Source organism: Dehalococcoidales bacterium, assembly GCA_035529395.1.
Classification (GTDB): Bacteria; Chloroflexota; Dehalococcoidia; order Dehalococcoidales; family Fen-1064; genus DUES01.
In genome coordinates this window covers 1-5509 of sequence record DATKWT010000191.1, presented here as the reverse complement: position 1 = coordinate 5509, position 5509 = coordinate 1, and the positions used below count along the sequence as shown (strand labels likewise).

Annotated in this window: 1 protein-coding gene; it reads right to left on the bottom strand. The window is 53.4% G+C overall.

Translation table 11 applies throughout. The features are described from left to right. Window positions 1-147 precede the first annotated feature (147 nt). Window positions 148-5493, bottom strand: coding sequence for a DUF2341 domain-containing protein (locus tag VMW13_11515; protein ID HUV45440.1), 5346 nt, complete (start codon window positions 5491-5493; stop codon window positions 148-150). Window positions 5494-5509 lie beyond the last annotated feature (16 nt).

Sequence of the window (5509 nt, the reverse complement as noted above, 5' to 3'; positions counted from 1 at the left end):
CACAATGTAAATCAAACCCGCATTTTAAAAGTGGAGGCCTGACCCCATCTTTTACCATGAGATTGCCGCGCTCCCTTCGGTCGCTCGCAATGACAACTATGTTATTTACCTGGACAACTATACTATTTACCTGGACAACTATATTACTTACCTGAGTCTCAGGGTGGGGTCGCCGAACAGGATCCAGGTTTTGCGGATATCCGCGTCAGGGACAACCTGCTTGGCTCTCATTATCGCTTCACCTATGGTCAGTCCCTGCCCGTTGAACAGCAGCCGAATCAGTTCCTTATTCATGATGAGCTGCCCTTCAGGATCTGTCAAGCCTGAAGAGCTCCAGACCGCCACAGCTCCTCCTCGCTCCGCTTTCAAAAACGTCTCAGCCAGGCTCTCGCTATACGGATCCTGGAAAAATCCGTTCAGACAGGTCATGCTGACCAAAAAGGGCAAATAGGGGGAATTGGTTAGATTCCAGGCATCTAAGGAAGTGAGCAGATTTCCCTTCCATATTTTTGCAGAACCATGACCGATATAATTGACCAGCAACTGCCCCTGGTTGAGACTATCCAAAAGATCGCTTCTTGCCGTCGGGCTCTTGCCTCGGAAGATCTCGCTAATAGTCATATCTCCCGGCAACAGGTCCGCTACATCACCACTGGCGCCTTCAAAATTAAAGAAGTCATTGATATCAGCCACCAGCAGCGCTTCGTTCATCAGGCCGGAGGCGCCCTCATAGCTGATGATCTTTGAAACCACTGCTGCAGCTTCCTCAGCGCTTTCCACAGGCAACCGTCCTACCGCCATCTCAGGCAACTCATCATCGTTGAAGTCCACAAACCAGTCATCCGAAGCCGTCTTAAGGTACTTCGTATCCACAAATTTGGTGGGCACCAGGTCGAATTCCCCGAACCCCAGGTAGTTGCGAGGATCATAGCTCGCATCTCCCACCAGCACCACGAAGCGCGGCTGTGGATTCCAGTACGCGTATGCCTGAGCGAGAAAGTCCTTTAGCGCCCAGGGGCTCTTTGCCCCAAAATTGAACTCATCGTAGAGATCCTCAACATCAACCAGCACTACTGACCAGCCCTGCTGCTCCCGCAGCTCCTTAAGGAATCTGACGCTTTCGAGAAGGTCGCTGTGGCCGATGATTATGACCTCAGCCCCCTGGCTCAGCTCATGCCAGGAGGAGGCCAGGTTAGCCGCAATACCAGCCGGGTGCTTTATCTTATCCTCGGTAAAGGCCATAAGGCTCCTCTCACCACCGCCCGGCACCTTGACTGTGATGGCATAACCCGAATCTTGAGTCATCACCTTTCCCCTTACTTTTAACATTCGCATTGGATCAGTGATGTCCAGCACCTGAATCTCGGGACTGCTGAAGCCTCCAATCGAAAGCCATTCTCCACCACTTGCCCTGAATCGCAGGGCATCCTCATCCGCTGTGTATGTACGCCAGTAAGTCAGCCGGATATAATCCACCAGGCTGACATCCATAGACCCTCCCTGGGCTGTCAGGGTGATAATGTTGTCTCCTTCCAAAAGTAAATCGTAAGGCACTTCTATCTCAGCTCTCCATTGTTCTTGCCCGCTAAAGACCACCTCACCTACTTCTACATAATTGAACAGGATTTTGATCTGGTGAGAAACAACAGTTCCCCCCTGCAGCACCACTTCCAGCAGGGCATCCTCAGGAGACGAGGGGTCTGGATGGGCGACTGTTAAAAGCTGGTCCACAGGCTCTGTCGAGATCACAGAGCCAAAAAAGTTCTCCCTCTCACCATTCGTCAGCGCCGCAAAATAGAACGTGCGTTCCTTTAACTCCACCGAAAAGGGGAAGCTCAAAGGTGCTCCCCGGCCTCTTAAACCCCGGGGAATCCTCATCCGTTTGCCGAGATTAAGGCGGATATCGGTGAAAGGTGTATCAAGCCGTCTTCCAGGCCGTGACCCGACAACAAGCCAGTAGACGTGAGCAGCGGTGAATGACGTATCGAGCCCTGTCCCGTAAAATTCAATGGCATCCTCTGGGTCAAAACGCCCGTCATCACTCCCGGTCACCATCAGGCACTGTTCCTCCCCGTCTGCATAAAGCTGCAGGTAGCGGGGATCAACTCCCGAACTAAGGCCGGCCGCGACCAGTTCCGGCTCTCCAACCCGGTACCATCCATCTTCCTTGATATAGATCTTCACTCCCGGCTGTGCTGCCAGAGCCCACTGTTCCTCACCCGGCAGCAACCGAGGCCCAGAGAACTTCTCAGGAACAGCCTGGACTAAATTAACCTGAGACTTATACGTTTTTGCCGGTTTGGTGCTCAACTCTTCGCGCAGTGCGCGGATATTCCCCAGCGCCCGAGCCCTGGAAACTTGATGCTTTCCTATTGATCTAAAGCGTGCCTTGATCCGTTCAGGTACTGGCTGCCCGTATATCTCAGGCCTTATCGGCCCGAAGGAAGCGCGCCCACCATTGAGCTCCACACTATCCAGCCAGTAAAGCTCGTGTCCTGTACCCTCCGATAATCCGTCCCAGTACACATAAGACTGTCCATAGGACTGTCCCGCAGGAAGTTCCTTGCCCGCTCCAACCTTGAACACTGAACCAGGCACAAGGTCCGCTGTTACACGGTAGAACTTCCCGTCTACTTCCCGGTATACATGAAACCCGAGAATGTCAACCTCGAAACTTGTCTCCCATTCCAGGGCAATCCCCTCATCCTCCTGACGGGCCCTGAAACTCGCCATCTTCACCCAGCTGGCAGAACTACTGGAGGGAGTCCAATCCGAAAGATCCAATCCTAACTCGTCGAATTCGGTATCAGGGATGCTGACCTCAGGCTCTTCCTCTCCGGTATCTGTATCATCATCTTCCTCTTCATAATAGTCATCAGGTATGCCGTCATTATCCCAGTCCACACAGACAGGACCGTGCATCGTCCTTGTCCCGGAGAGATCCACATCCTCAAGCATGTAGTAGTAGAGTACACTCCGGGTAACATCTGTATCAGTGTAAGTGTATTGCTGACCCGAGACAGAGGATATCAGACCCGGTATGAGCCGGCGGTTTAGCTTGGTGTAGGTACCGCCCAGTTCAGTGCTGCGATAGAGGTTGAAGCCCAGATTGTCAATCTCCTGGGCCGTCTCCCAGGAAACCAGCACACTCTCACCCTGGCCCGTGGCCGTAAAGGATACGAGGCCTACGGCTGTGGCCACGTCGAATTCCTCACTGCCCACCGTGATGAAACCACTACCAGGGTTGGGACTGGGATTAGGAACAGGCGTACTTGCCTTGTTCGGCCACACCTGGTTGTTGTAGCAGGTCCTGATCCAGTCGGCATCCCGGTCGTCGCTGGAGAGTCGGACCTCGTCAAGATAGCCGTTGAACTCATCAATGCCGCCAGCATCACCGATCCTCACCGGATCAGAGTTGTTGTTGAACAGGTTCTCCATGGTCCCACCCCCCGAGGTGACTGCCCCGTCAATGTAAAAGGTGACCGTGGTTCCACTGCGGGTTAACGCGACATAGTACCACGAGGTATCTGTGACCATGTCGGTCGAGCTCTCATACTGCGGGTTCGTGTTGTCCGAATACAACACGAGTTCATCCGTGTAAGACGTGTACCCGATGTATAAATCGTAGTCCCAGCGGCCGCCATTCGTCTTCGACAAGATGGCATCGGCGTTGGTGGTGGTGGATCTCTTGATCCAGGACGAAATCGTGATGTCCCCTTGAATCCCGAGCTCCGGGGAGTTCGCCACCAGGATGTAGTCGTCGCTGCCATCAAACTGCTGTCCATTATATATTTTACCGTCTTGCCCTTCTGCTGAAACCCGGTCATCCCCATTGTTGGAATTTGAGGTGGAATCTATATATAAGTCATCCGTTACTATGCCGGTTGCTTCTTCCTTCATATGCCAGACGCCTTTGAAGCTGGCATCCCACACGTTTGCCGGCTCCTCTGTGGGAGAAGTGATGCAGGCGTTTCCATAATAGATGTAAATGGTCGTGTCCTCGGGGCCCATGGAAAGGGAGTTGATTCTCACCCAGGCCACAAGGGTCCCGGTGGTTCCATCATACTCTTCAATCTCGTGGTAGAGCCCGGTCACGCCATCCGATGCCCTGAAGATGATGTCATCGCCATCCTCATCCTCTATACGCCCGTTGGTGGAGTCCACGGTCGTGGTCTTTAGCCAATCACCGGTCACGCTGATAAGAACAGGAAAGCCGGTCGCAGGAAGTTCACCGCTGTTAACAGTGCCTACGTTTGTATGATCGATGGTGATCGGCCTCCGGTATAAAAACTTGCAGGCAAGCATCTCATCACCCAAGCTTTTTATGAATTTGCCTGCGCCGATCGCGGTATCGCTCTGGTTGTTGTGGGAGGTCTTGATCCAGTCCAAATCACGGTCGGTGCTGGAAAGGCGGATCTCGTCGAGATAGCCGTTGTATGGATTATTGTCTTCATCATCACCGATTATCAACGATTGAGCGCCGTTGCCGAAAGCACCGGTCATGGTACCGCCCCCCGAGGCGGCCCCGTCGATGTAAAAGGTGACGGCGGTTCCACTGCGGGTTGCGGCCACATGGTGCCACGAAGTATCCGTGATAGAGCCGGTCGACTCCAAACTGTTTGGGGTCCCGTCATCCGCCCAGAAATCGAGTTTGTCGCCATCGAACCAAAGCTCGTAGTCCCAGTCGTCAAAAAAGCCGCCATCCGTCTTCGTCAAGATGGCGCCGTCGGTGGTGTCCGATCGCTTGACCCAGGCCGAGATTGTGATGTCCCCGGTAATCCCCAGTTCCGAGGAGTAGTCGATCTGGATAGTGTCATTGGTGCCGTCAAACTGCTGCCCGGAGCCGATCTTTCCGTCTTGCCCTTCCGCTGAAACCCGATCATCACCATCGTTGGAATTTGAGGTGGAATCTTTGTATAAGTCATCAGTTACTATGCCGGTTGCTTCTTCCTTCATGTGCCATACTCCCTCGTAGTTGTCGTCCCACACGTTTTCCGGATCCTCTGTGGGAGAAGTGACGCATGCGTTGCCATAATACATGGTAATGGTCGTATCGGCTGCCTTGGAAAGGGAGTCGATTCTCACCCAGGCAACGAGTTTGCCCCCCGTAGCGGCACTGCCATCATACTCTTCAATCTCGTGGTATAGTGTCGTCGAACCCATCTTGAAGATAATGTCATCGCCATCGTCATCCGTTATACGCCCGTTGGTGGCGTCTTCGGTGGTTGTCCTTAACCAATCACCGGATAATTCGATAAGAACAGGAAAGCCTGTCGAAGGAAGTTCACCGCTGTCATCAGCTCCGACTTTTGTATGATCGACGACGATCGACCTCCGGTAGGAATAGTTGCAACCGAGAGCGGCGATGTCAAAGGTGGGTGTCGCGACCACCGCCTCACTCGAGGTGACGAGTGCCGATGCGGGAACCGTCACCGTGATCGTCTCGTCTGCTGTGATGCCATAACCGGACTGCGCGTCGAGTGTTATCGTCACCGTGTCGTTGTCCGTA